The organism is Amycolatopsis sp. cmx-8-4, from assembly GCF_046548675.1.
GTDB lineage: Bacteria > Actinomycetota > Actinomycetes > Mycobacteriales > Pseudonocardiaceae > Amycolatopsis.
In genome coordinates, this window is the sequence record NZ_JAEBDZ010000048.1 from 18,695 (window position 1) to 40,640 (window position 21,946).

26 protein-coding genes are annotated in these 21,946 nt (G+C 72.3%); 3 read left to right on the plus strand and 23 right to left on the minus strand.

Annotated features, from left to right (window positions below):
* Nucleotides 1-77 precede the first annotated feature (77 nt).
* The 7 genes from ACLJQZ_RS46035 to ruvC form a co-directional block, all read right to left on the minus strand.
* A complete protein-coding gene (locus ACLJQZ_RS46035) occupies nucleotides 78-596 on the minus strand; it encodes an adenine phosphoribosyltransferase (protein WP_410627813.1) in 519 nt (172 codons plus the stop codon).
* 1 nt (nucleotide 597) lies between these two features.
* Nucleotides 598-1,665: a protein translocase subunit SecF gene (gene secF / locus ACLJQZ_RS46040; protein WP_410627852.1), complete on the minus strand. Its 1,068-nt coding sequence runs from the start codon at nucleotides 1,663-1,665 to the stop codon at nucleotides 598-600.
* A 160-nt stretch (nucleotides 1,666-1,825) separates the two neighbouring features.
* On the minus strand, nucleotides 1,826-3,631 hold the full coding sequence (gene secD, locus ACLJQZ_RS46045; protein ID WP_410627814.1) for a protein translocase subunit SecD: 1,806 nt from the start codon (nucleotides 3,629-3,631) through the stop codon (nucleotides 1,826-1,828).
* Between the two features lie 221 nt (nucleotides 3,632-3,852).
* The gene (gene yajC, locus ACLJQZ_RS46050; protein ID WP_247052261.1) at nucleotides 3,853-4,263 is read right to left on the minus strand and encodes a preprotein translocase subunit YajC; all 411 of its coding nucleotides are present in this window, start codon (nucleotides 4,261-4,263) and stop codon (nucleotides 3,853-3,855) included.
* A 120-nt stretch (nucleotides 4,264-4,383) separates the two neighbouring features.
* Complete coding sequence (gene ruvB / locus ACLJQZ_RS46055; protein WP_410627816.1) at nucleotides 4,384-5,457, minus strand: Holliday junction branch migration DNA helicase RuvB; 1,074 nt, start codon at nucleotides 5,455-5,457, stop codon at nucleotides 4,384-4,386.
* A gap of 9 nt (nucleotides 5,458-5,466) precedes the next feature.
* Nucleotides 5,467-6,060: a Holliday junction branch migration protein RuvA gene (ruvA, locus tag ACLJQZ_RS46060; RefSeq protein WP_410627818.1), complete on the minus strand. Its 594-nt coding sequence runs from the start codon at nucleotides 6,058-6,060 to the stop codon at nucleotides 5,467-5,469.
* Entirely contained in the window at nucleotides 6,057-6,674 is a 618-nt protein-coding gene (gene ruvC / locus ACLJQZ_RS46065; RefSeq protein WP_410627820.1) for a crossover junction endodeoxyribonuclease RuvC, read from the minus strand. Before ruvC ends, ruvA begins: the two co-directional genes overlap by 4 nt.
* Before the next feature lie 73 nt (nucleotides 6,675-6,747).
* On the opposite strand from ruvC, the gene ACLJQZ_RS46070 reads away from it, so the two are divergent.
* Nucleotides 6,748-7,188, plus strand: coding sequence for a cupin domain-containing protein (locus ACLJQZ_RS46070; RefSeq protein ID WP_410627822.1), 441 nt, complete (start codon nucleotides 6,748-6,750; stop codon nucleotides 7,186-7,188).
* Between the two features lies 1 nt (nucleotide 7,189).
* Here the strand turns inward: ACLJQZ_RS46070 and ACLJQZ_RS46075 are convergent, their stop codons facing one another.
* The 5 genes from ACLJQZ_RS46075 to ACLJQZ_RS46095 all read right to left on the minus strand — a co-directional run bounded on the left by ACLJQZ_RS46075 (nucleotide 7,190) and on the right by ACLJQZ_RS46095 (nucleotide 10,607).
* Nucleotides 7,190-7,741, minus strand: coding sequence for a DUF4262 domain-containing protein (locus ACLJQZ_RS46075; protein ID WP_247052266.1), 552 nt, complete (start codon nucleotides 7,739-7,741; stop codon nucleotides 7,190-7,192).
* A 218-nt stretch (nucleotides 7,742-7,959) separates the two neighbouring features.
* Nucleotides 7,960-8,715 (minus strand): YebC/PmpR family DNA-binding transcriptional regulator, encoded by a 756-nt coding sequence (locus tag ACLJQZ_RS46080; protein WP_247052267.1) that lies wholly within the window; start codon nucleotides 8,713-8,715, stop codon nucleotides 7,960-7,962.
* Nucleotides 8,716-8,756: 41 nt separating this feature from the next.
* Nucleotides 8,757-9,377 (minus strand): pyridoxal 5'-phosphate synthase glutaminase subunit PdxT, encoded by a 621-nt coding sequence (gene pdxT / locus ACLJQZ_RS46085; protein ID WP_410627824.1) that lies wholly within the window; start codon nucleotides 9,375-9,377, stop codon nucleotides 8,757-8,759.
* 205 nt (nucleotides 9,378-9,582) lie between these two features.
* Nucleotides 9,583-9,903, minus strand: a complete 321-nt coding sequence (locus ACLJQZ_RS46090) for an AzlD domain-containing protein (RefSeq protein ID WP_410627826.1) — start codon at nucleotides 9,901-9,903, stop codon at nucleotides 9,583-9,585.
* Nucleotides 9,903-10,607 (minus strand): AzlC family ABC transporter permease, encoded by a 705-nt coding sequence (locus ACLJQZ_RS46095; protein WP_410627828.1) that lies wholly within the window; start codon nucleotides 10,605-10,607, stop codon nucleotides 9,903-9,905. The genes ACLJQZ_RS46090 and ACLJQZ_RS46095 overlap by 1 nt, the downstream gene beginning before the upstream one ends.
* A gap of 68 nt (nucleotides 10,608-10,675) precedes the next feature.
* On the opposite strand from ACLJQZ_RS46095, the gene ACLJQZ_RS46100 reads away from it, so the two are divergent.
* Entirely contained in the window at nucleotides 10,676-11,239 is a 564-nt protein-coding gene (locus tag ACLJQZ_RS46100; RefSeq protein ID WP_410627830.1) for a helix-turn-helix domain-containing protein, read from the plus strand.
* Between the two features lie 4 nt (nucleotides 11,240-11,243).
* Here the strand turns inward: ACLJQZ_RS46100 and pdxS are convergent, their stop codons facing one another.
* The 3 genes from pdxS to ACLJQZ_RS46115 all read right to left on the minus strand — a co-directional run bounded on the left by pdxS (nucleotide 11,244) and on the right by ACLJQZ_RS46115 (nucleotide 14,719).
* Complete coding sequence (gene pdxS, locus ACLJQZ_RS46105) at nucleotides 11,244-12,167, minus strand: pyridoxal 5'-phosphate synthase lyase subunit PdxS (protein ID WP_328648072.1); 924 nt, start codon at nucleotides 12,165-12,167, stop codon at nucleotides 11,244-11,246.
* A gap of 89 nt (nucleotides 12,168-12,256) precedes the next feature.
* Complete coding sequence (locus tag ACLJQZ_RS46110; protein ID WP_410627832.1) at nucleotides 12,257-13,240, minus strand: DUF5937 family protein; 984 nt, start codon at nucleotides 13,238-13,240, stop codon at nucleotides 12,257-12,259.
* 30 nt (nucleotides 13,241-13,270) lie between these two features.
* Nucleotides 13,271-14,719, minus strand: a complete 1,449-nt coding sequence (locus ACLJQZ_RS46115; protein ID WP_410627833.1) for an FAD-binding oxidoreductase — start codon at nucleotides 14,717-14,719, stop codon at nucleotides 13,271-13,273.
* A 128-nt stretch (nucleotides 14,720-14,847) separates the two neighbouring features.
* Between ACLJQZ_RS46115 and ACLJQZ_RS46120 the strand changes: the two genes are divergently transcribed.
* The gene (locus ACLJQZ_RS46120) at nucleotides 14,848-16,956 is read left to right on the plus strand and encodes an elongation factor G-like protein EF-G2 (RefSeq protein ID WP_326950045.1); all 2,109 of its coding nucleotides are present in this window, start codon (nucleotides 14,848-14,850) and stop codon (nucleotides 16,954-16,956) included.
* Between the two features lie 76 nt (nucleotides 16,957-17,032).
* Here ACLJQZ_RS46120 and ACLJQZ_RS46125 read toward each other — a convergent pair whose 3' ends face one another.
* The 8 genes from ACLJQZ_RS46125 to ACLJQZ_RS46160 all read right to left on the minus strand — a co-directional run bounded on the left by ACLJQZ_RS46125 (nucleotide 17,033) and on the right by ACLJQZ_RS46160 (nucleotide 21,926).
* The gene (locus ACLJQZ_RS46125) at nucleotides 17,033-17,542 is read right to left on the minus strand and encodes an XdhC family protein (protein ID WP_410627835.1); all 510 of its coding nucleotides are present in this window, start codon (nucleotides 17,540-17,542) and stop codon (nucleotides 17,033-17,035) included.
* 19 nt (nucleotides 17,543-17,561) lie between these two features.
* Entirely contained in the window at nucleotides 17,562-17,828 is a 267-nt protein-coding gene (locus ACLJQZ_RS46130; RefSeq protein ID WP_326950047.1) for a hypothetical protein, read from the minus strand.
* Nucleotides 17,829-17,860: 32 nt separating this feature from the next.
* On the minus strand, nucleotides 17,861-18,118 hold the full coding sequence (locus ACLJQZ_RS46135) for a hypothetical protein (RefSeq protein ID WP_410627837.1): 258 nt from the start codon (nucleotides 18,116-18,118) through the stop codon (nucleotides 17,861-17,863).
* A 4-nt stretch (nucleotides 18,119-18,122) separates the two neighbouring features.
* Nucleotides 18,123-18,605, minus strand: a complete 483-nt coding sequence (locus tag ACLJQZ_RS46140; protein WP_247052277.1) for an NUDIX hydrolase — start codon at nucleotides 18,603-18,605, stop codon at nucleotides 18,123-18,125.
* Complete coding sequence (locus ACLJQZ_RS46145) at nucleotides 18,602-19,747, minus strand: glycosyltransferase family 4 protein (protein WP_410627854.1); 1,146 nt, start codon at nucleotides 19,745-19,747, stop codon at nucleotides 18,602-18,604. The genes ACLJQZ_RS46140 and ACLJQZ_RS46145 overlap by 4 nt, the downstream gene beginning before the upstream one ends.
* 18 nt (nucleotides 19,748-19,765) lie before the next feature.
* On the minus strand, nucleotides 19,766-20,683 hold the full coding sequence (locus ACLJQZ_RS46150) for a phosphatidylinositol mannoside acyltransferase (RefSeq protein ID WP_326950049.1): 918 nt from the start codon (nucleotides 20,681-20,683) through the stop codon (nucleotides 19,766-19,768).
* The gene (gene pgsA, locus ACLJQZ_RS46155) at nucleotides 20,680-21,306 is read right to left on the minus strand and encodes a phosphatidylinositol phosphate synthase (protein ID WP_247052279.1); all 627 of its coding nucleotides are present in this window, start codon (nucleotides 21,304-21,306) and stop codon (nucleotides 20,680-20,682) included. Before pgsA ends, ACLJQZ_RS46150 begins: the two co-directional genes overlap by 4 nt.
* 89 nt (nucleotides 21,307-21,395) lie before the next feature.
* The gene (locus tag ACLJQZ_RS46160; protein ID WP_410627839.1) at nucleotides 21,396-21,926 is read right to left on the minus strand and encodes a MarR family winged helix-turn-helix transcriptional regulator; all 531 of its coding nucleotides are present in this window, start codon (nucleotides 21,924-21,926) and stop codon (nucleotides 21,396-21,398) included.
* Nucleotides 21,927-21,946 lie beyond the last annotated feature (20 nt).

A 21,946-nucleotide genomic window follows, 5' to 3' on the forward strand; every position in this document is an offset into this window, starting at 1 on the left:
TCTCGCCGCCGCCCTCGTGAGTGTTTAGTCGGGTTAGAACCCTACTAAACACTCACGACAAGCCGCGGCAGACCTGATCAGCAGACCTGAAGTGCGTGGATCTTCCGGTCCCCCAGCACCTGACGGCCGCCGAGGGCCGCCAGTTCCAGGACCACCGAGACGCTGTCGACGACCGCGCCCGCGTCTTCCAGGAGCTTGCCGGTCGCCGCGACCGTGCCGCCCGTGGCGAGGACGTCGTCCAGGATGGCGACGCGCTGGCCGGGGTGCACCACGCCCGCCGGCAGCTCGACCGTGGCCGTGCCGTACTCCAGCGCGTAGTCCACCCGGCCCGCGACCAGCGGGAGCTTGCCCGGCTTGCGGATCAGCACCACGCCGAGGCCGCGGGCGTACCCGACGCCCGCGGCGAGCAGGAATCCGCGGGCCTCCACGCCGGCGAGCGCCTCGACCCCAGGGTCGATGGTGCTCGCCAGCGCGTCGGTCACGGCCTTGAAAGCGCCGGCGTCCGCGAACATCGGGCTCAGATCGCGGAACAGCACGCCGGGCTCGGGAAAGTCCGGCACCTCGGCGATCAGGCCGAGGGCCTTCTCCAGCTCCACGTCAGCGCTTCCGCTTCCCGGCCGGCTTGCCCGCGGGACGCTGCTTCTGGATCCGGGCGGGCACGCTCGATGCGGCGGCGTACGCCTTCTCCTTGCGCAGCTCCGCCGCCAGGGCGTCGTCGTCCGAGGCGTCGAAGTCGCCGCTCGCGGCCTTGCGCTCCTGGTTGGCCCGGCGCTGCTGGACTCGCTCGGCCTGCTGCCGGTACTTCGGGTCGCGCATCTTGAAGTCGACCAGCAGCGGCGTCGCCAGTGCGACCGACGACAGGACGCCGACGATCGTGCCGGTGAGCTGCACGAGCGCCAGGTCCTGCAGCGTGCCGGAGCCGAGCAGCACGTACCCGACGATCAGCAGGCCGAGGATCGGCAGCAGCGCGATGAACGCGGTGTTGAACGACCGCATCAGGGTCTGGTTCAGCGCCAGGTTCGCGGCTTCGCCGAAGGTCCGGCGGGTCAGCCCGAGCAGGCCGCGCGTGTTCTCGCGGACCTTGTCGAACACCACCACCGTGTCGTAGAGCGAGAACCCGAGGATCGTCAGCAGGCCGATCACCGTCGCCGGCGTGACCTCGAAACCGATCAGCGAGTACACACCCGCGGTGACGAAGATGTCGTGCAGCAGCGAAACGAGGGCCGCCGACGCCATCCGCAGGTCGAAGTAGATCGCCAGGAAGATGACCACCGCGACGAGGAACACGATGAGGGCGATCAGCGCCTTCTGCGAGATCTCCCCACCCCAGGACGCGCTGACCGCGCTGTCACTGATCGCCTGCACGCTCGGCTGCTTGTTGCTGCCGATCGGCCCCAGGTCCTGGAACAGGGTCTGCTTGAGCTTGGCGACGTCCGCCGCGTCCAGCGTCTCGGTGCGGATCTGGATGGTCGACGCGTCGCCCGTGCCGACCTTCTGCGTCTCCGCGGCCGGGTGGCCGAGGGCCTTCTGGAACGACTGCTTGGCCTGATCCTCGGTGATCACGCCGTGGATGCCGTTGGCCGGCATCTGGACCTGCGTGCCGCCCTCGAACTCGATGCCGAGGTTGAAGCCGCGGAAGATCATCGATGCGAGGCACACGAGCACCAGCGCGGTGAAGAAGATGTACCAGCGCTTGCGCTTGCCGATGACGTCGAACGCACCGCTGCCGACGTAGAGACGGCGGAAGATGCTGTCCTTCTTGCCGGGTTTCGCCGCGACCTTCATGTCGCCGTCGGCGTCCCTGCCCAGTTCTTCGACGCCCACGTCAGGCCTCCTTCACGTTCGCGCGGCCGACCGAGGTCGACTTGCGCTGCGAACCCACTTGCTGCACGGCACCCAGGCCCAGGTACTTGGGATTGGACAGGAACTTCGACTTCGACGTGGACGCGATCGCGACCAGCGGGTGCGTCACCAGGTAGACGATCACCAGGTCGAGCACCGTGGACATGCCCAGGGTGAACGCGAAGCCCTGGACGTCGCCGACCGCGATGATGTACAGGATCGCCGCGGCCAGGAAGCTCACCGCGTCCGAGGCCAGGATGGTGCGCTGGGCGCGGGTCCAGCCGCGCGGCACCGCGGACCGGAACGTCCGGCCCTCCCGGATCTCGTCCTTTATTCGTTCGAAGTAGATGACGAACGAGTCCGCCGTGATGCCGATGGCGATGATCAGGCCGGCGATGCCCGCCAGGTCCAGCGTGTAGCCGATCCAGCGCCCGAGCAGCACCAGCACCGCGAACACCAGCGAGAACGACAGCCCCAGCGACAGGATGGTGAGCACACCGAGCAGCCGGTAATAGAAAAGGCAGTAGACGAAGACCACCAGCAGGCCGATGCCGCCGGCGATCAGGCCGGCCTGCAGCGACGCGAGGCCCAGCGTGGCCGACACCGTGGTCGCGTCCGAGGAAGCGAACGACAGCGGCAGCGAGCCGTACTTCAGGATGTCCGAGAGGTCCTTCGCCTCGGTCTGCGTGAACTTGCCGGTGATCTGGGTGTTGCCGTCCAGGATCGCGACCTGGATGTTCGGCGCGGACACGACCTGCGTGTCGAGCACGAACGCGGCCTGCTGGTTGGTGTTCTTCGAGGTGAAGTCCGCCCAGATCTTGGTGCCCTCGCTCTTGAAGCTGAGGTTCACCACCCACTGGCCGCGCTGCTGGTCGTAGCCCGAGCTCGAGTCGGCGATCTCGGTGCCCGGCAGGAACTCCGGCTCCAGCAGGTACTTGTACGTGTCGTGGTCACCGCAGGCGACCAGCGGCAGCTTGGGGTCGTCGTTGCCCTCGAGGGGGTCCTTGGCGTTCGGCGCGCAGGTGATCGCCGCCATCGCCTGGGCGACGAGCTCCTGGTTCGGGTTGCCGTCGGCGCCGATCATCTGCGGGTTCTGCCGGACGGCCTTCGCGGCCTGGATCTGCTTCGCGGTGTCGGCGTCGACCGAACCGTCCACCGGGGCCGGGGCCTGGCTCGTCGCGGGCGGCGGGGTGCTGCTGCTCGGCGGGGCCGGCGTGGTGCTCGGCGCCTGCGCGGGCGCGGCGGCGGGGGCACCGCCACCACCGGCGGCCGGGCTGGACGGCGGGACGCTCGAAGCGGCCGTCGGCGCGCCGGAGGACGCCGGGGGCTTGCTCGGGGCGCCCGACGTCGGGGCCTGCGTCCCGGTCGGGGCGCCGGTCGGCGGCGTGGTCTGCGGGGGCACGACCGGCTGCGTCGCGTTGGCGACGACCTTCCGGAAGCCCAGCTTGGCCGTCTTGCCCAGGTTCTTCGCCTGGTCACCCTGCTCGCCGGGGACCGTGATCACGACGTTGTTGCCGTCGAGGAGGACCTCGGTGCCACCGACGCCGATCCCGTTGACGCGGCGCTCGATGATCTGGCGCGCCTGGTTCAGGGACTCCCGGGTCGGCTGGCCACCGTCCGGGGTGCGGGCGGTGAGCGTGACCCGGGTGCCGCCCTGCAGGTCGATGCCCAGCTTCGGGGTCGGCTTGTGGTTGCCGGTGAGGAACACCAGCGCGTACAGCACGATCACGATCAAGGCGAACAGGGCGAGATAGCGTCCCGGGCGGAGATGCCCGGCCGATGCTGCCACGGTGCTTCGGTCTCCTCGGACTGGGTGGGAACCCCGACGTTGCGGTGCCCGCCCGGAGGGTTTCCGGGCCGGGACTGTGTGCGATTCACTCCCGGGCACGGGTATGACGGCGGACACGCACGCAGCACCGAGACACTACTCGGTGCTGCGTGAGCCCGGCGTTGCGGCCACACCGACTTTCGTCGGGGGTTTCGCGCCCTGCCCGGGGATGCCGCGGGGCCTTACTTCTTGCCGTGCTCCAGCGGGGGCGCGACCTGCGCGGTCGTGGCCGGCTCGTCGTCCTTGATGCCGGAGCCCGACTCGATGATCGACTCTTCGGCCGGCGCGTCCGACGACAGTTCGTCGGCCGGGGTCTCGTCGGTCTCGACGACCGGCTCGACCTTCTCGCGGACCGCGAGGCGCAGCCAGGTGGTGACGACGCCGGGGGCGATCTCGATGTCGATCGTGTTGTCGCCCGAGGTGTCGGCGACGGTGCCGTAAAGACCGGAAGTGGTCATCACGCGGTCACCGGGCGCCAGGCTGCTCTGCAGGTCCTGCTGCGCCGCCTGCTGCTTCTTCTGCTTGCGCGAGCTCATCACCAGCGGCACGGCGAGGACGAGCACGAGCAGCAGTGGCAGCAAAAGGTTTTGCATGATTCTCCGTTCGACGGACTCCGGGCCCAGCCGAAATGTCCGGTTTTTGGGTGGTGTGCTCCTGTCGAGTGTGCCAGGTACCGGCGCGGACGCCAGCACCCACCCGCCGGTACGGGCCGCTCAGTCCTGCTGGAACGGCGCCGATCCGCCCTGGTCGGGGCGCCCCGGGTGGTCGGCGGGGGGCACCAGACCGAGGTGTTCCCACGCGGTCGCGGTGGCGACCCGGCCACGCGGGGTGCGGGCGAGCATACCGGCGCGCACGAGGTAGGGCTCACACACCTCTTCCACGGTGGTCGCCTCCTCCCCCACGGCGACCGCCAGGGTCGAGATGCCGACCGGCCCGCCGCCGAACGACTTGGTCAGCGCCGTGAGCACCGCCCGGTCGAGCCGGTCGAGACCCAGCTCGTCGACGTCGTAGACGGCCAGCGCGGCCCGCGCGATCCCGACCGTCACCTTGCCGTCGGCACGGACTTCGGCGTAGTCGCGGACGCGCCGGAGCAGCCGGTTGGCGATCCGGGGTGTGCCCCGCGAGCGGCCGGCGATCTCCTGGCAGCCGTCGCGGTCGATCGGGATGTCGAGGATCGTCGCGGCCCGCCGGACGATCAGCTCCAGCTCGGTGTCGCTGTAGAACTCCATCTGGCCGGTGAAGCCGAACCGGTCGCGCAGCGGGCCGGTCAGCGAGCCGGACCGGGTGGTCGCCCCGACCAGCGTGAACGGTGCGATCTCCAGCGGGATGCTCGTGGCGCCCGGGCCCTTGCCGACCACGACGTCGACCCGGAAGTCCTCCATCGCCAGGTAGAGCATCTCCTCGGCGGGGCGGGCGATCCGGTGGATCTCGTCGATGAACAGGACGTCGCCGGGCGCGAGGTTGGACAGCATCGCGGCGAGGTCGCCGGCCCGTTCCAGGGCCGGCCCGGAAGTGATCCTGAGCGCCGCGCCCAGCTCGGCCGCGACGATCATCGCCATCGACGTCTTGCCCAGCCCGGGCGGGCCGGACAGCAGGACGTGGTCGGGCGGCACCCCGCGGCGCCGCGCGCTCTCCAGCACCAGCTCCAGCTGCTCGCGCACGCGCGGCTGGCCGACGAACTCGTCGAGCCGCTGGGGCCGCAGCGTGCCCTCGACGTTCTCCTCGCCGGTCTGGGCCCACGCCGAGAGGGCGTCGTCCTCTTCCTCGGTCACGGCGTCATGGTCCATCAAGGCGTCCTACCGCTTCCGGCCGAGGGTGGTCAGCGAAGCGCGCAGCACGCTGGCCGTCGTGTGGTGCTCGCCGTCGGCGAGCACCTTGTCCACGGCCAGCTCGGCCTGCTTCGCCGGGAACCCGAGCCCGGCCAGCGCCTCGACGACCTCCGCGCGCAACGCGCCGGGTGCCGTCACGGCCGGGGCGTCGCCGGAGCCGAGCGCGGTGACCTTGTCGCGCAGCTCCAGGGTGAGCCGCTCGGCGCCCTTGCGGCCGATGCCGGGCACCGAGGTGAGCACGGTGATATTGCCTTCGACCAGCGCGCCCCGCAGCTTGCCGGGGTCGAGGACGGCGAGGGTGGCCAGCGCGAGCCGCGGCCCGATCCCGGACACCGTCTGCAGCAGCCCGAACAGCTCCCGCGCGTCGACGTCGGCGAACCCGAACAACGTCAGCGAGTCCTCGCGCACGACCAGGGCGGTGTGCAGCCGGGTTTCCTCGCCGCGGCGCAGGGTGGCCAGGGTCGCCGGGGTGGCCTGCACGGCGAAGCCGACCCCGCCGACCTCGACCACGACGTGGTCCAGGGCGACCGACAGGACTTCTCCGCGTACCGACGAGATCATCGTGCTGCTCCAGGCTTCTTCACGGCGGTCTTCACCGCCGGCTTCTTGACGGTGGCTTGTTTCGCGGCCGCGGCCAGCCGCGCTTTGTGCGTGCGGGCCATCTCGGCCGCGCGGGCTTCGGCCTCGGCGAGCCGGGCCCGCATCGGCTCCCGCCAGAGGTGGCAGATGGCGAGCGCGAGCGCGTCCGCGGCGTCGGCGGGGTGCGGCGCGACCTCGAGGTTCAGCAGCCGCATGACCATGGCGGTGACCTGGGCCTTGTCCGCCCGGCCCGAGCCGCTGACGGCCGCCTTGACCTCGCTGGGGGTGTGGAACACGACCGGCAGGCCCCGGCGCGCGGCGGCCAGCGCGACGACGCCGCCGGCCTGGGCGGTGCCCATCGCGGTCCGGACGTTGTGCTGCGCGAAGACCCGCTCGACGGCGACCGCGGCCGGCTTGTACTTGTCCAGCCAGCGCTCGACCTCGTCGGAGATGCCGAGCAGGCGGTGCGCCAGATCCGCGTCGGGCGGCGTCCGGACGACGTCCACGGCCACGCACCGGACGGCCCGGCCCTCGCCGCCGTCGACCACGCCCAGCCCGCACCTGGTCAATCCGGGGTCGACCCCGAGCACCCGCACGCCGTTTCCCTCCCGCCGCGAACATCAGTTCGAGACTGAGGCTACTGGGCACGGCTGCGGCAGGATGGCTGACATGCCGGAGCCGTCGGATTTCGTCACCCACCTGGGCCTGCGGCCGCTGCCCGTCGAAGGCGGGCGGTGGGCGCAGAGCTGGCGCTCCGCCACCGGCTCGGCGATCTACTACCTGCTCGTCGCGCCGGAGTTCTCGGCGCCGCACCGGCTGGACCGGGTGGAGGTGTACGCGCACCACGCGGGCGCGCCGGCGGCGATGCTGCTGCTGCACCCGGACGGTTCGGTCGAGCGGCCGGTGCTCGGCACCGACGTCGCGGCCGGGGAACGCCCGCAGGTCGTGGTGCCCGCGGGGACGTGGCAGGCGACGGTCACCCGCGGCGCGTGGAGCCTGCTGGGCACGGTCGTGGTGCCGCCCTACACGGACGACTGCGTGGAGTTCGCCGCTGCGGCCGATCTCGCGGTGGAGTACCCGGCCGCGGCCGCCGACCTGCGGAAGTTCTGACTCAGGGGCCGTCGACGCCCGGGGTCCAGCTCTCCGGGTCACCGCTCTCGGTGAGCACGAGCTGCCACTTCGCGAAGCCCTCGGGCGCGTCGGGGTGCCACGGGAACTTCCCCTCCGGCGTGGCGACGATCAGCTGCAGGGCCGGGAAGTCGCCGTCCGGGTAGATGAGGAACGCGGTGCCGAAGTACTCGGGGTAGTGACCCTTCGCGACCCGCTCGAGGACCACCGGGACGCCGTCGAAGAAGTTGTCGTAGCGCTGGCCGACCTCGAAGATCTCGCCGTTGGCGGCCCGGTCGACGTACGCGTCGAGCAGGACCTGGCCCATCTGGTCGGGCAGCCCGACGACGACGGCCTCGGGCACGTTGTGCAGCGCCCACGCGCAGGCGGTGAAGCAGTAGCCGGCGCCCTCGTCGTCCCCGGCGACCGTGACGACGGCGTTGCCGCGTTCCTTGGCCTGCGTCTCGATCCATTCGACCAGGCGCTGTTCGTCCGCCGTCAGGTCGGCGGCGATTTCGGCGGAAGCGGCGGGCGTCGTCGAGGTCACGGCCCACATTGTGCCCGACGAGCCCGCCGCAGCCCAGTACCCGGGCCCCGAATGTCGCCGGATCGGGCCGGGATGCGTTGCGGGGCAAGGGAAAAGAAATGCGCCGCGAGCATCACCCGCAGCGCATTTCCTTTCGCTGTCGTCGGTCAGTCGACCTCGGCCAGCACCTCGTCCGAAACATGGAATGCCACGCAGTGCGTAGACGTTCCCCCGGCTCGCCCCGGTCGTCAGTCGACCTCGGCCAGCACCTCGTCCGAAACATCGAAGTTCGCGTAGACGTTCTGGACGTCGTCGCAGTCCTCGAGCGCGTCGATCAGCCGGAAGACCTTCTTCGCGCCTTCGACGTCCAACGGGACGCTGACCGACGGGAGGAACGTCAGCTCCGCCGACTCGTACTCGAACCCGGCCTCCTGCAGCGACTTGCGCACCGGGACCAGGTCGCCGCCCTCGGAGACGATCTCGAAGGTCTCGTCGAGGTCGTTGACCTCCTCGGCGCCCGCGTCGAGGACCGCCATGAGGACGTCGTCCTCCGTGGCGTCGGCCTTCGGCATGATCACGACACCCTTGCGGGTGAACATGTACGCGACCGAGCCCGGGTCGGCGAGGGAGCCGCCGTTGCGCGTGAGCGCGGTGCGGACCTCCATCGCGGCGCGGTTCTTGTTGTCGGTGAGGCACTCGATCAGCACCGCCACGCCGTTGGGGCCGTAACCCTCGTACGTGATGTTCTGCCAGTCGGCGCCGCCGGCCTCTTCACCACCACCGCGCTTGCGGGCGCGCTCGATGTTGTCCTGCGGAACCGAGTTCTTCTTCGCCTTCTGGATGGCGTCGTAGAGCGTGGGGTTGCCGTCCGGGTCGCCACCACCGGTGCCGGTCCGCGCGGCCACCTCGATGTTCTTGATCAACCGAGCGAAGAGCTTGCCGCGCTTCGCGTCCAGGTTGGCCTTCTTGTGTTTCGTGGTGGCCCACTTGGAGTGGCCGCTCATCTCTCCTCCATCTGTTCCGTACCCCGGCCGGGCACCGCGTCTCAAGCAGCCTGTCGCACGAGGTCGACGAACAACCGGTGCACCCGCACGTCGGGCGTCAGTTCCGGGTGGAACGCGGTCGCCAGCACCGCCCCTTGCCGGACCGCGACGATCCTAGCGGCCTCGTCTCCCAGGCCGGGCACGCCGCTGACCGTGGCCAGCACCTCGACGCCGTCACCGGCCTTCTCGACCCACGGGGCCCGGATGAACACCGCGTGCACGCCGCCGCCGTCGACCCCGGCGAAGTCCAGGTCGGCTTCGAAGGAGTCGACCTGCCTGCCGAAGGCGTTGCGCCGGACGACCACGTCGAGCCCGCCGAGCTGCTGCTGGTCCGGCCGCCCGTCGAGGGTCTGCCGCGCGAGCAGGATCATCCCGGCGCACGACCCGAAGGCGGGCAGCCCGCCGGCGATCCGCGCGCGCAGCGGTTCCAGCAGCTCGAACGTCTCGAGCAGCCGTGACATCGTGGTCGACTCGCCGCCGGGCAGCACCAAACCGTCCACTTCGGACAATTCAGCGGCCCGGCGCACCGGCACCGCCCGCGCGCCCGCTTCTTCCAGCATCGCGACGTGCTCGCGCACGGCGCCCTGCAGGGCGAGCACACCGACGACCGGCTTCGACGACACCCAACCTCCCGAAAGACCCTTCCCACCAGCCTAGACGCAGACCCGCGGCGGCGGAGCGGCAGGTCAGCCCGCACGCCGACCCGGAACGCCCCAATGTGGCGTTGGGTGCGCTCAACGCACCGAACGCCACATTGGGTGCGTCTGACGCACCCAACGCCACATTGGGGCGCTGGCGACCCGACAACAGCGCCGCGAGGCCCGCGGATCAGGGGACGCCGGCGAGGCGCAGCAGCGCGGCCGTCGCGGCGGCCGCGATGACGACCAGTACGAACGGGGCCTTGCGCCAGGCCAGCACTCCCCCGACCAGCACCCCCGCAGGGCGGGCGAAGCCCGCGAACGAGTGGCCCTCGGTCAGGGCGCTCACCGCGACCAGCGCCGCGAGCAGCACGACCGCGCCGAGCACCATCAGCCGTTCGGCGCGCGGCGACAGTTTCACCCGCTCGCGCAGCAGCGGGCCGGCGAGCCGGAAGGCGAAGGTGCCCACGGCCAGCACGATCGTGCCGATGAGCAGTTCGGTGCCGTCCATCAGCGGACCTCCTGCGGTTCGGCCTCGGGTTCGGGCTCGCGCGCCGCGACTCCGGCGAGCACGCCGACCAGGGCGAGCAGCACCGGCAGGCCGGCGGGCAGGAACGGCGTCGCGACCAGGGCGGCGAGCACGCCGAGCAGTACCGGCAGCCGGGCCGCGCGGTCGCGCAGGGACGGCAGGACCAGCGCCAGCAGCACGGCGGGGAACGCGGCGTCCAGCCCGAACGCGTCGGTGTCGCTGATCGCCGTGCCGGCGAAGGCACCGACGACCACGCCGAGGTTCCAGCAGGCGAACAGGCCGATGCCGCAGGCCCAGTAGGCCGCGCGACGCCGCTGCGTCTCCGCCTGGGCCAGCGCGAACGCCACCGACTCGTCGATCATCAGGTGGCTGCCGGCCAGCCGCGCGCCCCACCGCTTGCCGAGGACGTCGCCGATCGCGAACCCGAACGGCAGGTGCCGCGCGTTGACGAGCAGCCCGGCCAGCACCGCGGCGAACGGGTTGCCGCCTGCGGCCACGATGCCGACGAACATGAACTGGGACGCCCCGGCGAAGACCAGCAGGGACATCACCATCGGCGCCCAGAACGGGAAGCCGGAACCCACCGCGATCGCGCCGTAGGACACCCCCACGAGGCAATCGGCCAGGCAGACCAGGCCGATGTCCCGGGCGAGGGCCCGATCGAGTGTTCGCCATATCGAACGCATGTGTTCTATAGTGAACAACCGCACCCGTGTTCGTCAAGGCGAACAGACAGACCGATGGAGCGAACGGCATGTCGCAGGAAACCACCGGCGCGCCGCTGGAGATCATCGCGGCGTCGCTGCGCCGCGAACGGACCCGAGCGGGCCTGTCCCTGACCGAGGTGGCGCGTCGCGCCGGCCTGGCCAAGTCGACGCTCTCGCAGCTGGAGTCCGGCACCGGCAACCCGAGCGTCGAGACGCTGTGGGCGCTCGGCGTCGCGCTCGACGTGCCGTTCTCGCGGCTGGTGGAGCCGGAACGGCCGAAGGTCCGGGTGATCCGGGCCGGCAACGGGCCCACGGTGTTCGCCGAACACGCCGACTACGCGTGCACGCTGCTGTCGGCGTGCCCTCCGTCGGCCCGGCGGGACGTCTACCTGATCCGCGCCGAGCCGGGCACGCCGCGGCGGTCCGACCCGCACATGACCGGCGTGATGGAGCACATCGTGCTGTGCGCGGGACGCGCCAGGGTGGGCCCGCAGGAGGAGCCGGAGGAACTGCTCCCCGGCGACTACATCTCCTACCCCGGCGACGTCCCGCACCTCTTCGAAGCCCTCGAGCCGGGCACTTACGGCGTCGAGATCTCCGAATACGTCTAGAAGGTCACCAGCCGCGGTCGGCGAGGCGGTGGGGCTCCGGGATCTCTTCCACGTTGATGCCGACCATGGCCTCGCCCAGCCCGCGCGAGACCTTCGCCAGCACGTCCGGGTCGTCGTGGAACGTCGTGGCCTTGACGATCGCCTCGGCGCGCTGGGCCGGGTTGCCGGACTTGAAGATGCCGGAGCCGACGAACACGCCCTCGGCGCCGAGCTGCATCATCATCGCGGCGTCGGCCGGGGTGGCGATGCCGCCCGCGGTGAAGAGCACCACCGGCAGCTTGCCGTTCGCGGCGACCTCCTTGACCAGCTCGTACGGCGCCTGCAGCTCCTTCGCCGCGACGAACAGCTCATCCTCCGGCAGCGACGTCAGCTTGCGGATCTCGCCGCGGATCTTGCGCATGTGCGTGGTGGCGTTGGAGACGTCGCCGGTGCCGGCCTCACCCTTGGAGCGGATCATCGCCGCGCCCTCGGTGATCCGGCGCAGGGCCTCGCCGAGGTTGGTCGCGCCGCAGACGAAGGGGACGGTGAACGCCCACTTGTCGATGTGGTTGGCGTAGTCGGCCGGGGTCAGCACCTCGGACTCGTCCACGTAGTCGACGCCGAGGGACTGCAGCACCTGCGCCTCGACGAAGTGGCCGATGCGGGCCTTCGCCATGACCGGGATCGAGACGGTCTCGATGATGGCGTCGATCAGGTCCGGGTCGCTCATCCGCGCGACGCCGCCCTGGGCGCGGATGTCGGCGGGCACGCGCTCGAGCGCCATCACCGCGACCGCGCCGGCGTCTTCGGCGATCTTCGCCTGCTCGGCGGTGACCACGTCCATGATCACGCCGCCCTTGAGCATCTCGGCCATGCCGCGCTTCACCTTGGCGGTGCCGGTGACCGACTGGACGGAGCCGTTCTGGGGGGTGGTCTGCTGCTCGGGCACGACGAGGCCTTTCGACACGAGATCGGGTGGTTGCCAGTCCGAGCGTAGGTCGGCGGTGGCCTCTTCAGGCAGGCCAGTACACGGGTATCTCAGCAGTCCACTTCGCCCGCGCCCGCGACCAGGACCTCGGCCGCCCGGGTGCGGGTGTAGAGCACGTGACGTCCGGCACGGTGCCCGCTGACCAGGCCCGCGGCCTTGAGGACGCCGAGGTGCTGCGACACCGCCCCGGCGCTCAGCCGGGTGCGGCGGGCCAGCTCCGAAGTGGACGCCGGTGCGGCCAGCTCGGCCAGCAGCATCGCCCGGCCGCGGCCCACCACGGCGGCCAGCGCGCCCGGCGCGACGGCGGTGCCGGTCTCCCACAGCGTCGCGATCCCGCGCGGCGGGTACCGCAGCACCGGCTGCCAGCGTGGGTCGGTCTTCGAAAACACGCGCGGCCAGACGAACGCCGAGGGCACCAGCACCAGGCCGCGCCCGTCGAGCGGGACGGCGGCGTGCAGGTGCCGGTGCGCCACCGTGAGCGTGCCGCCCTGCCAGCGGACCATCGGCGTGAGGTCGTTGAACAGCTCGGCCGCGCCGCCGCGGGCCAGCAGCCGCGACCGGTGCAGCACGTCCGCCTCGAGCAGGGCGCGGATCCGCGGCCACTCCGGGGCCAGCACGAGGTCCCAGTACCGCTCCATCAGCGTCGCGAGCCGGTCGAGGCCCGCCTCCGGGTCGCGGTGGAAGCGGTTCAGCGCGAGCGACCGCGGCCCGGCCATCGCGTCCAGCTCCCGCCGGACGAAGCGGGCGGGCACGTCGCGGAGGTCGGCGAGCTCGTCGGCCAGCTCCGGCACCGGCGTCGAAGGCGTGCCCGCCAGGAAGCCCGGGAGGTGCCGGACGGGCACCAGCTCACGCAGGAGCGAGATGTCCAGCCCGGCCTCGCCGAGTGCCGCGGTGGCCCGCTTGACCCACGGCAGGTGCAGGGCGTGCTCCCCCGGCTGGTTCAGGACGCGGACGCTCGCCACGATCTCCCAGGCGGGCGAGAACGCGAACCGGGTGTGGGCCAGGTCCTCTGTGGAGAATGCCAGGTCGAGCACGCTGCCTCCTGCCGCCGGAACGGCTCCAGGTTAGAGCGCTCCCTTGTGGACAGTCGAGTGGGGCTCGGAAAGTCCTTGCGGGAAAGCGAAAATTCCTCGCGGGTCATACTTCCGGGCGACCGCGCGCAGCCGCGGCAGGTTCGGTCCGTAGTACGCCACCGGCCAGTCCGGCAGCTCGGGATCGAGGTAGTTGACGTACCCGGTGGTGCCGAACTCCGGCCCCAGCCCGTCCCGCACGGCCGCCAGCGACCGCCGGGCCCCGGCCTCGCCACCCTCGCCGGGTTCGGCGCTGTGCAGGAACTGCAGGCTGGCCAGTGCGTGCCGGTGCGGGAACGCCGTGTCCCGGACGCCGACACGCGCGATGGCGCCGCCGCCGGCGTCGATGATGGTGTCGACGCCCGGGTCCCGGATCAGCACGTCGACGACGGCGGCCGGATCGGCGGCCGGGCGCGTGAGCATCCGCGAGGTCCCGACGTAGGCCGCCCGGGCGGCGACCGCGCCGGGGCGGGCCTCCCGGTCGTCGAACGAGCGCATCGCGGACAGGTGGTCCGTGGTCCGCCGCCACTGCTCGGCCGGCGGCGTGCCGACCCGGCGGATCAGGTCGTCGAGCAGCTCCTTCAGCCGGGTCTCGGGGCCGAGGAACGTGCCACCGAGGTTGGCGTGGTCGTCGCCGAGGCCCATCCCGGACCACAGCTCGTCCGGCATCGCCGGCTGCCACTCCTGCCAGGCGGCGAACAGTGCGGCCTGCGTGCCCACCGGGAAGGACAGCTGGAAAGTGGCGACGTCGGCGATCGGCACGGTCCGGAACGTGAACGCGGTGACGATCCCGAAGTTGCCGCCGCCCCCGCCGCGCAGCGCCCAGAACAGGTCCGGTTCCGCCGCCGCCGAGACCGTGCGCGCCCGGCCGTCCGCCGTGACGATCCGCGCGGCCTCCAGGTGATCGCACGTCAGCCCGTACTCGCGGTCCAGCACCCCGACGCCGCCGCCGAGGGCGAGCCCGGCGATGCCGACCGTGTCGCAGCTGCCCGCGGGCAGCACCCGGCCGGCCGCGGCGAGCGTCGTGGCGATCGGTCCCAGCCGTGCCCCGGCGCCGATCACCGCGCGGCCGCCGGGGCGGACCTCGATGCCCGACAACCGGCTCAGGTCGACCACGATCCCGCCGTCCACTGTGGAATAGCCGGGATAGCTGTGGCCGCCGCTGCGCGCCGCGATCGGCAGGTCGTACCGGGCCGCGAAGCCTACGACGGCTTGGACGTCCTCGATCCGTGCCGCGCCGACGACGGCCGCCGGGACGCGGTGGTCGTACATCGTGAAGTAGCCCTGCTTCGCCTCCGGGTAGCCCGGATCGCCCGGCCGGAACAGCGGCCCGGCCAGTTTCCGCCGGAGTCGGTCCCATTCGTCTCCTGGCAGCCCACCGGCCAGACCGGCCACCGGAACCGCCCCCGAAATCCGCAGAAAAGCCCGCCTGTTCACCGTCATCGAAACTCCCCCTGCCCGCTCCCCCGGGCATTCGGCTGGTCCCGGGACCCGTGCCTTGCCGAGACGAGGGTAGCGGGTGTGTGATCGAGGACACATCTCGTACGTCCGCCGTTCGCCGAGGAGTCGTCATGGCCGACAGACAAGCCAAGAACGCCGACACCGGGGCCGCCGTCGCTGTGAACGACCCCGCCAAGGTCCGCAACGTGGTGCTCGTCGGCCCGTCGGGCTCGGGGAAGACGACCCTCACCGAGGCCCTGCTGGCCGCGTCCGGCACGGTGTCGCGCGCGGGCTCGGTGGTCGACGGGACGACGGTGTGCGACCACGACCCGGCGGCGGTCCGCCAGCAGCGTTCGGTCGGCCTTTCGGTGGCGCCGGTGCTGCACCAGGGCCACAAGATCAACCTGATCGACACCCCCGGGTACGCGGACTTCGTGGGCGAGCTGCGGGCCGGGCTGCGCGCGGCCGACGCGGCGCTGTTCGTCGTCTGCGCGGCCGAAGGGGTCGACGCGGCGACCGTCGCGGTGTGGGAAGAGTGCGCCGCCGTCGGCATGCCACGCGCGGTCGTCGTCTCCCGCCTCGACCACCACCGGGCCGACCCGATGGCCGAGATCGCCGCCTGCCAGGCCGCCTTCGGCGCCGGCGTGCTGCCGCTCTACCTGCCCGCGGCCGACGGCCTCGTCGGGCTCATCACCCAGCGGTACTTCGACTACTCCGGCGGGCATCCGCCGAAACTCGGCGAACCCGACCCGGCCGACCTCGAACGGCTGGCCGAGGCGCGCAACGAGCTCATCGAGGGGATCATCGCCGAGAGCGAAGACGAAACCCTGATGGAGCGCTACCTCGGCGGCGAGGAGATCGCCGAGGAGACGCTGATCGCCGACCTCGAGACGGCCGTCGCGCGCGGCACCTTCCACCCGGTCATCCCGGTCTGCTCGACCACCGGCACCGGCCTGGCCGAGGTGCTGGACGGGATCGTCCGGGCGTTCCCCTCCCCGCTCGAACACGCCCCGCCCGACGTCACCACGCCCGACGGCGACCCGCACGCCGGGCTGACCGCCGACCCCGCGGGCCCCCTCGCCGCGGAGGTCGTCCGGACGGCCGTCGACTCCTACGTCGGCCGCGTCTCCCTCGTCCGGGTGTTCTCCGGGACGCTGCGGCCCGAGCGGCCGGTGCACGTGTCCGGGCACGGCCTCGCCGAGCGCGGGCACGAGGACCACGACGCCGACGAGCGCGTCGCGCACCTCTACTCCCCGCTCGGCGCGAACCTGCGCGAGGTGCCCTACTGCGTCGCGGGCGACCTCTGCGCGCTGACGAAGGTCGGTTCGGCGGAGACCGGCGACACCGTGTCGTCCCCCGAAGAGCCGTTGCTGATGGAACCCTGGACGATGCCGGAGCCGTTGCTGCCGGTGGCCGTCGTCGCCAAGACCCGCAGCGACGAGGACACCCTCGCCCGCAACCTGTCCCGGCTCGTCGCCGGCGACCCGACACTGCGGCTGGACCGCAACGCCGAGACCGCCCAGCTGGTGCTGTGGTGCATGGGCGAGGCGCACTCCGACGTCGTGCTGTCCCGGCTGCGCGCGGGCGGCGCGGACGTCGACACCGAGCCGGTGAAGGTCAGCCTGCGCTCGACGTTCGGCAAGCTCGCCAAGGGCCACGGCCGGCACGTGAAGCAGTCCGGCGGCCACGGCCAGTTCGCCGTCTGCGACATCGAGGTCGAGCCCCTGCCGCGCGGCGGCGGGTTCCAGTTCGTGGACAAGGTCGTCGGCGGCTCGGTGCCGCACCAGTTCATCCCGAGCGTCGAGAAGGGCGTGCGGGCCCAGCTGCAACGCGGGCTCGGCGACGGGCACCCGGTGGTCGACATCAAGGTGACGCTCGTCGACGGGAAGGCGCACAGCGTCGACTCGTCCGACGCGGCGTTCCAGACGGCCGGCGCGCTGGCCCTGCGGGAGGCCGCGGCGAACGGGCACATCACGATGCTCGAGCCCCTGGAGGAGGTGGCGATCCGGCTGCCGGACGAGCACCTCGGCACGGTGCTCGGCGACCTGTCCTCCCGCCGGGGCCGGGTGCTGGGCACGGAAGCGGGCGACGGCGGCCGGACGATGATCAAGGCCGAGGTCCCGGCGACCGAGCTGCTGCGCTACCTCATCGACCTGCGCTCGATGACCTCGGGCACGGCGACGTTCAGCCGCCACCACGCCCGCTTCGAGCCGATGCCGGAAGGCATGGCGGTCCACTAGCCGGGTCTGCCGCGGCCGGTCGTGAGTGGTTAGGGCGGTTCTAACCGCCCTAACCACTCACGACGGGTCTGAGCCCTCAGAAGTCGAAGCCGCCCGGGCGGTCGTTGCGGTCGGCCAGCAGGCCGGCGAGCGTGGCGATCGCGATCTCCGGCGGGGTGCGCGAGCCGATGTTCAGGCCGACCGGGCGGTGCACCCGGGCGATCTCGGCGTCCGGCACGCCGAGTGCTCGCAGCGCGGCCAGGTGCGGGCCTGGGTGGCGCGGGTTGCCGAGCACGCCGATCCAGCGCGGCTTCTCCTTGAGCGCCGCCTTGAGCACCGCGCCGAGCTCCGGCCGGTGGTGGTCGGTGACGACGACGTCGGCGGACCCGTCGAGCGGCGGAAACGTCGTCGCGGCCTCGAACCCGTCCGGGACGTCGGTCGCGCGCGCCGCGTCCGGGTCGACCAGCGCGACGTGGAACCCGAGGTCCCGCGCGAACTTCAGCAGGTACCGCGACACCGGCGAGGCGAAGACGGCCACCAGGGTCCGCACGCCGGAGTCCGGTTCCGCGGCGCCGTGGGCGACTTCGCAGGCCTCGGGTTCACTCATGCCGCCATTGTGCCCCCGCTCAGCGCACTTCCTCGCCCAGCGAGACCCGGAACTGGTACGTGTCCGTCTTGCCCTTGACGAGCACCAGGTACCCGCCGGCCACGCGCAGCACCGTCCGGCCCTGCGGCGACCACGGACGCGCCGGCCGGTGCTGCTTGGCCAGCAGGTACGCCTCGTCCTCCGCGCTCTCGCGGTCGGGGTAGCGCTCCGCTTCCGCGACCGACCAGCCCCGGGCGTCCCCGGCGCCGCCCTGCTCCTCGACGACCACCCACCAGATCGAACTCATGCCCCTTCGACGCGGGCGGGCGCCGATCCGTTTCAGATCTCTTCGCCCACCGTCAGCCGGAAGTGGAACGTCGAGGTGCGGCCGTCGACGATCACCAGGTAGCCGCCCGCGACCCGCAGCACCCGCCGCGACTTCGGCGACCACGGGTAGGCGGGCTGGTACTCGCGGGCGAGCCGCAGCGCTTCGGCCTCCGCGGTCTCCCGGTCGGCGCACGGGAAGGTCTCCGACAGCGACCAGCTCCGGCCCTCACCGGTGCCGCGCTGCTCCTCGACGACGACCCACCAGCTCACGGCGTCAGACCTCCGGCTCGGCGAACTCGAAGTACTCCGGCACGGGCGCGGTCCCGGCCAGCCGGAAGTAGCGGACCTTCCGGCGGCGCCGCAGCCGCAGGGTGTCGCGGACGGCGTCGTTGTGGACGCGCCGCGCGATGATCACCCGGTGCTCGGCGTCGGTCAGCTCCTCGGCCAGCTCGGGCAGCAGGCCCGCCCGGTCGACGCGGCTCAGCTCCCGGGTCAGCTCGTTCTCCTCGGTCTCGCGATCGGGCCGGGGCGCCGCTTCGGCGCGTTCGGCCGACGTCCGCAGCTCCGCGTCACCCAGCACCACGGCGACCGCCCGGGCGACCACCGCGCGGCGGGCCAGCGCCGCGTCGAGGGCCGCCCAGCCCGCGTCCATCCGGACGTGCAGGCGGTCGAGCCGGTTCGCCGTCGCCACCAGGAACAGCCCGCCGAGCACGACGATCACCGCGAGCACCGGCAGCAGCCAGCCGAGCACGCTCACCGGGCGAACTCCCGCTCCGGTGCCGCGACGCGCCGCGGGTCGGCGGCGACGGCCGTCTCGTAGACCCGCAGCACCTGCGTGGCCACCACGGACCAGTCGAACATGGTGACGCGCTCCCCCGCCGCCGCGGCCAGCGACGCGCGGCGCGCGGGGTCGCCGAGCAGCTCGCGCAGCCCGTCGGCCAGCGCGCCCGGGTCGCCGGTCTCGACGAGCATCCCGGCGCGGCCGTCGTCGAGCACGCGGCGGAACGAGTCGAGGCCGCTCGCCAGCACCGGCGTGCCCGCGGCCATCGCCTCGGTGAGGATCATCCCGAAGCTCTCGCCGCCGGTGTTGGGCGCGCAGTAGACGTCGACGCTGCGCAGGGCCTGGGCCTTGACCGCGTCGGTGGCCTGGCCGAGCAGCTCCAGGTGCGGCGCCAGCTCGGGACCGGCGTCGCGGCGCAGCTGGTCGGAGTCCCCGCGGCCGACGACCACCAGCCGCAGGTCCTCGAACTCCGGCAGGATCCGCCGCAGCGCCTCCAGCAGCACGCCCATGCCCTTGCGGGGCTCGCCGAACCGGCCGACGAACCCGACCGTGCCGCCGGCCCGCGGGTAGCCCGGCAACGGCGTCGCGGCGGAGAAGAACTCGACGTCGACGCCGTTGGGGACCTCGACGGCGTCACCACCCGCGTGCTCCACCTGGACCCGGCGGGCCAGTGCGGACACGGCGATCCGCGCGGTGATCTTCTCCAGCAGCGGCCGCAGCACGGGCTGGAATGCCGAGAGCGTGCGCGACCGGGTCGTCGCGGTGTGGAAGGTGGCGACGATCGGGCCGTCGGCGATGAGCAGCGCCAGCAGGGACAGGCTCGGCGCGGCGGGCTCGTGCAGGTGCAGAACGTCGAAGTCGCCTTCGCGGATCCAGCGCCGCACGCGGGCGTAGGACACCGGGCCGAACTGCAGCCGGGCGACCGAGCCGTTGTAGCGGATCCCGAGGGCCTTGCCGGCCGGGTGCACGAACCCGGGCAGGTCCGCGTCGTCGTCGGCGGGAGCCAGCACGGACACCTGGTGCCCACGGGAGATCAGCGCCTTCGTCAGGTCGATCACGTGCCCCTGGACGCCGCCGGGCACGTCGAAGGAGTACGGGCACACGATCCCGATCCGCATCGGTCGCGCGGTCACGGCTCAGCTCGCTTCTTCGAGGCTGCCCGGCTCGGCGGCCTCCATGTCCGCGGGCCAGAACTTCTGCACCATGTGCCAGTCGGCGGGGTGCGCGGCGATGTCGCCGGCGAAGATGTCGGCCAGCGCCTGCGTCGCGGCCGGGACCTCGGCCCGCGCGGTGACGCGGATGCGCGGGTGCAGCCGGACCTGCCAGCCGTCCTCGGTGAACCAGCAGCCCGCCGGGATCAACGCGGCGCCGGTCGTCGCGGCCAGCCGCGCCGGGCCGCCGGGCATCCGGGCCGGCTCGCCGAAGAACTTCACGGGGATGCCGTTGTCGGTCAGGTCGCGGTCGCCCACCAGGCAGACGGCCTTGTTCTCGCGCAGCCGCTTGAGCAGCACGCGCATCGCGGAGCTGTCGCCGGTCAGCGGGACGATCTCGAACCCGAGCGACTCGCGGTAGGAGGCGAACCGGCGGTAGAGCGACTCGGGCTTCAGGCGCTCGGCGACGGTCGTGAACCCGCCGAGGTAGTCGGCCAGCCAGACGCCGGCGATGTCCCAGTTGCCGCTGTGCGGCAGCGCCATCACGGCGCCGTTGCCCTCGGCGAGGGCCGCGTCGAGGTTCTCGACGCCGGTGATCGAGGCCGCGACCTTGCCGCTGACCTGTTTCTGGTCCATCGACGGCAGCCGGAACGTCTCGTGCCAGTAGCGGGCGTACGAGCGCATCGCGCGCCGGGTCAGCTCGTCCAGCTCGGCCGGGTCGGCCTGCGGCACCACGCGGGCGAGGTTCGTGCGCAGCTGCCGCACGCCCCCGGCGTCGCGCCGGACGGCGAGGTCCGCCCCCAGCGAGAACACGGTGCCGCCGAACCCGGCGGGCAGCCAGCCGGCCAGCCGCCACGCGGCGGCGTACCCGAACTCGCTGAGCCTGCCGGACACCTTGCTCATACCGGCTGCTCCCCGGCGGCGGCCTCACGGGCCGCCTTCGCCACGCCGGCGAAGCGCTGCAGCAGCGTGATGACCGACAGCACGGCCAGCAGCCAGAGCGAGATGTCCACGGTCCACGGCACGCCGAGGCCGTGCAGCCCGGTGCCAACCAGCGCGATGATGAGCCGCTCGGCGCGTTCGACGAGACCGCCGTCGACCGGCAGGCCGGACGCGTCGGCGCGGGCCTTGACGTAGGAGATGACCTGGGCGAGGACCAGGCACAGCAGGGCCGCCGCGGCGGCGGGGTGGTTGTCGTCGACCACGAAGCACCACCAGGCGATGGCGGCGAACAGCGCGCCGTCGACCAGCCTGTCGCAGGTGGCGTCGAGCACCGCGCCGAACGGGGTGCCGTAGCCGCGGGCCCGGGCCATGGCGCCGTCGAGCAGGTCGAGCATGGCGAAGCCCCACACCGTGAAGGTGCCCCACAGCAGGAAGCCGTTCGGGAAGAAGACCAGGGCACAGGCGATCGCGCCGGCGGTGCCGAGCACGGTCATCGCGTTCGGGGTCAGCCCGGCGCGGACCAGCGCCTGGCCGATCGGATCGGTGACGCGGGAAACGGAGGCACGCGCGAAGATATTGAGCATCGGTTCGTCTGAGGCACCTGGCTACGAGGGTCGGGTGGGCGATGGCAGCCTATCGACCCGCCCCGGTGAACCCGACGCGCCGCCCCGGGTCAGCCCGATTTCGGCAGCCGGACGACCTCGCCCGGGTAGGCGGCAGCGTCCTCTAGCGCCTGCGCCGCGGCGCATTTCGGCGACAGCTGGTTGCGGATCGCGGCGCTGATCTCGCCGAGCGCGACGACCTGCTCCGGCGTCAGCGGGTCGAACAGGCTCTCGCGGACGGCCTCGACGTGCCCGGGGGCCGCCGCTTCGAGGGCGGCGAAGCCTTCCTTCGTCAGGACGGCCCATGCGCCGCGCTTGTCGGTCGGGCAGGCCTCGCGGCGGACCCAGCCGTTGGCCTCCAGGCGCGCGACGGCGTGCGAGAGCCGGCTGCGCGACGCCTGGCGCGCGTCGGCGAGCTCACTCATCCGCAGCCGGCGGTCGGGCGCCTCCGACAGCGAGACGAGCACCTCGTAGTAGGTGTGGGGCATGCCCGAGTCGTGCTGGAGCTGAGCCTCGAGGTGCGCGCTGAGCATGCGCGTGGCCAGGTTGAATTCACGCCAGACGCGCTGCTCGTCGTCACTGAGCCATCGAGTATCGGACATACCCCCAGCATACCCCTGGT